Consider the following 3455-nt stretch of genomic DNA (forward strand, 5'->3'; position numbering starts at 1 on the left):
CCTCGGGCGGACCGGCGGGCCGTCGGGCCTGCTGGGAGCAGCCTCAGCGGCGGCCGAGAGAGCAGTCGGTCAGCGGATCGCGGCCGGCACCGGGCATGGCCACGGTGTGACCGGCGGCCGGCTCCCTGCCCTGTCCGATCCACTCCTCCATCGCCGTGAACGCCGCGCGGTGACAGGGCGTCAGCGGGCGCAGCCGGTCGGGGAACACGTCGTACAGGGAGTCGACGTGGGTGCCGCCCTCGACGCGGTAGTAGCGGAAGAGGCCGTCACGGCCTGCCTCGCGCACCATGCGCGCGTACACGTCGGACCCCTCACCGATGGGCAGCAGCACGTCCAGCGTGCCGTGCAGGGTGATGAGCGGCTTCCCGATCCGGCCCGTCAGCGCGATCCGGTCCACGGCCCTGTGCACCTCGGGCGGCCGGGAGGCGTAGTCGTAGTCGGCGTCGCACGCCGGTGTCCCCGGAGCGCAGAACGGCGTCCCCGCCTCCGTGGCACCGTCGAAGGCGGGATCCAGTTCCTCGCGGTAGATCCGCTGCGTCAGGTCCCAGTAGTACTGGTGGTGGTAGGGCCACAGGAACTCCGAGCCCGCGGGGTACCCGGCCGCCACCATCTCCCGGTGCGCCTGCGCGACGCCGGCACCGCCCGCCGCGTACTTCGGATAGCTGCGCAGCGCGGGCGGCAGGAACGTCAGCAGGTTCGGGCCTTCCGTGCGCCACAGGGTGCCCTCCCAGTCCACCCCGCCGTCGTACAGCTCGGGGTGGTTCTCCAGTTGCCAGCGCACCAGATAGCCGCCGTTGGACATGCCGGTGGCCAGGGTGCGCCGCGGTGGCCGGTGGTAGCGCTGGGCCACGACCGCACGGGCGGCCCTGGTCAGTTGGGTGACCCGTTCGTTCCATTCGGCGACGGCCTCTCCGGGCCGCCGGCCGTCCCGGTGGAACGCCGCCCCGGTGTTTCCCTTGTCGGTCGCGGCGAAGGCGTAGCCGCGGGACAGCACCCAGTCGGAGACGGCCCGGTCGTTGGCGTACTGCTCGCGTACCCCGGGTGAACCCGCGACGACCAGGCCGCCGTTCCACCGGTCGGGGAGCCGGATGACGAACTGGGAGTCGTGGTTCCAGCCGTGGTTGGTGTTGCCCGCCGAGTCGTCGGGGAAGTAGCCGTCGATCTGGATGCCCGGCACACCGCTGGGCGTGGCGAGCCCGGCCGGGGTGAGCCCCGCCCAGTCCGCCTGGTCGGTGTGCCCGGACGCGATCGTCCCCGCCGTCGTCAACTCCGCCAGGCAGGAGAGCTCCTGGTGTCCGGCGCCGGGCACCCGCAGCGTCTGCTGCCGTGCGCAGTGGCCCGGCTCACGGGCTTCCGCGGCGGGGACGGCGGTCAGGCCGAGCAGCAGCGCGGCCCCTGCGACCACCCGTACGGCACGGCCGAGTCGGCCGGACCGTCCGCGGTGCTCGGGGGAGTTGCCTGGCGGCAGGACGAACGGCACGGGAGGGCCTCCTGGGATGAAGTGGCGGGCAGGGCGGACGTCCGGGGCACCCGTGTGCCGGGACGGTCGAAACGAAGGAGCTCAGGGGCAGTTGCCGTCGGCGATGACGTAGTGCCCGGCCGGTGACTCCTTGAGCGTGTGGATGACGAAGGTGTTGTAGAGGCCCATGTTCTGGCCGGAACCCTTGGCGTACGTATAGCCGCCGGCGGTCGTCGCCCGGCCCGCCCGGACATGCGCGTAGTTGCTGTCCGTCCAGCAGACCGCCGCCGCCCCCGTGGTGGACGCGGTGATCCGGTCCGACCGGGCGCCCTCCGCCCCGGCCGCGTCACGGGCGGCGACCCGGTAAGTGTGGGTGGAGCCCGCGGCGAGAGAGGTGTCCGTGAACGAGATGCCCTGCGGGGTGGCGACCCGGGAGCCGTCGCGGTACACGGCGTAGTCCGCGGCGCCGTCCACCGCCTGCCAGGCCAGGGCGATCGACGTGTCGTCGGCGCCGGTCACCACGAGCCCGGCCGGGGCGGGCAGACCGCCGGGATCCGGGTCGCCGCCGCCCGCCAGTCCGAAGAACCCGGTCACCCAGTGGCTGGAGCAGATCGAGTCGATGAAGTGCGCGGTGCCCGTACGGCCGCACTGCTCGGGGCCGCTGCCCGGGTCGACCGGCGTCCCGTGTCCGATCGCGGGCACCCGGTCGACCTCGACGGCGACCTGCCCGTTCCCGTCCAGATACTGCTCCCTTCGGGTGCCGTTGGCGCCGATCGTCGACGTTCTGTCGGGGGTCTGGCCGATCCCGTGCACGGCTGTCCACTGGTCCCTCAGCTCGGCCGCGTTCATCGGGGCGACCGTGGAGTCGTTGTCGCCGTGCCACACGGCCACCCGCGGCCACGGTCCCGTGTACGACGGGTAGGCGTCCCGGACCCGCTGCGCCCACACGGCCGGCGTACGGTCCGTGCCCGGGTTCATGCAGACGAACGGGCCGGTGTCCCGGGTGCAGTCGTACGGCATGCCGGCGATCACGGCACCCGCCTCGAAGACGTCCGGATAGGCGGCGAGCATGACCGACGTCATCGCGCCCCCCGCGGAGAGACCGGTGACGAAGGTGCGACCCGCGTCGGCACCGTACGCGGACTCCGCGTGGGCGACCATCTGCCGCACGGAGGCTGCCTCGCCCTGTCCGCGCCGGTTGTCGGACGTCTGGAACCAGTTGAAGCAGCTGTTCGCGTTGTTGGCGGACGTGGTGCCCGCGAAGACCACCAGGAAGCCGTGCCGGTCGGCGAATGTCGTCAGGCCCGAGTTGTCGGCGTACACCTGCGCGCTCTGCGTGCAGCCGTGCAGGGCCACCACGACGGCCGGTTCCGGCGCGAGCGACGCCGGCCGGTACACGTACATGTTCAGATTGCCCGGGTCGGCACCGAAGTCGGCCACGTGCTCGAGGGCGACGGCGGCGTGCGCGGCGGGAGCGGGGGAGACAAGCAGTCCGCCCGCGACGACGGCGAGCGCCGCGCCGAGCCGCCCGGCGGCCCGGCGCAGCCGGCGGACGGTCCGTACGCGCACCGGTTCGGGCGTGCTTCCACACAGCGGCATCCGGACCTCCCACAGGTGACGAGACGATTCCGGTCACAGTAGGAACGGTCCGTGCGCCGAGGAATGGTGACGCCACCCATAGCCGCGCCCGCCGACGGCGGTTCGCGCCCCCTTGTGCCGCCGGGCACCCGGCTGCTAAGTCCTGTCCGCCCGGACGGGGCCTAGATGAGCACCGATCCGAGGACGACCGGCGCGCGTGCCGGGTCCGGCGGGCCGGGAGCGAGGCCGTTCGTGCCGCCGGGCTGCTCCGGAGCCGGCTCCTCCGGCCCTTCGGGAGCCGGTCCGTCCGGGGAGTCGGCGCCCGACTCGGGCGCCGGTTCCACGGGGGGTTCCTGCGGCTCCGACGGGGGCTCTTCGGGTGGCGGTTCCGACTCGGGCGGCGGCGCCGGCGGTGACT

The 3455-nt window shown here is 73.5% G+C and carries 2 protein-coding genes and 1 pseudogene; all 3 read right to left on the bottom strand.

What is annotated here, in order from left to right:
• Positions 1-43 precede the first annotated feature (43 nt).
• Positions 44-1480, bottom strand: a complete 1437-nt coding sequence (locus ACWGH4_RS33005; protein ID WP_453467333.1) for a tannase/feruloyl esterase family alpha/beta hydrolase — start codon at positions 1478-1480, stop codon at positions 44-46.
• An 81-nt stretch (positions 1481-1561) separates the two neighbouring features.
• Positions 1562-3058 (bottom strand): extracellular catalytic domain type 1 short-chain-length polyhydroxyalkanoate depolymerase, encoded by a 1497-nt coding sequence (locus ACWGH4_RS33010; RefSeq protein WP_453467335.1) that lies wholly within the window; start codon positions 3056-3058, stop codon positions 1562-1564.
• A gap of 161 nt (positions 3059-3219) precedes the next feature.
• Positions 3220-3455 (bottom strand): annotated as a pseudogene (locus tag ACWGH4_RS33015) (hypothetical protein); the annotation flags it as partial.

The organism is Streptomyces sp. NPDC054847 (assembly GCF_053610925.1).

Coding starts and splice junctions, on each gene's coding strand:
- ACWGH4_RS33010 (WP_453467335.1), bottom strand. CDS start 3,058: ATGCCGCTGTGTGGAAGCACGCCCGAACCGGTGCGCGTACGGACCGTC.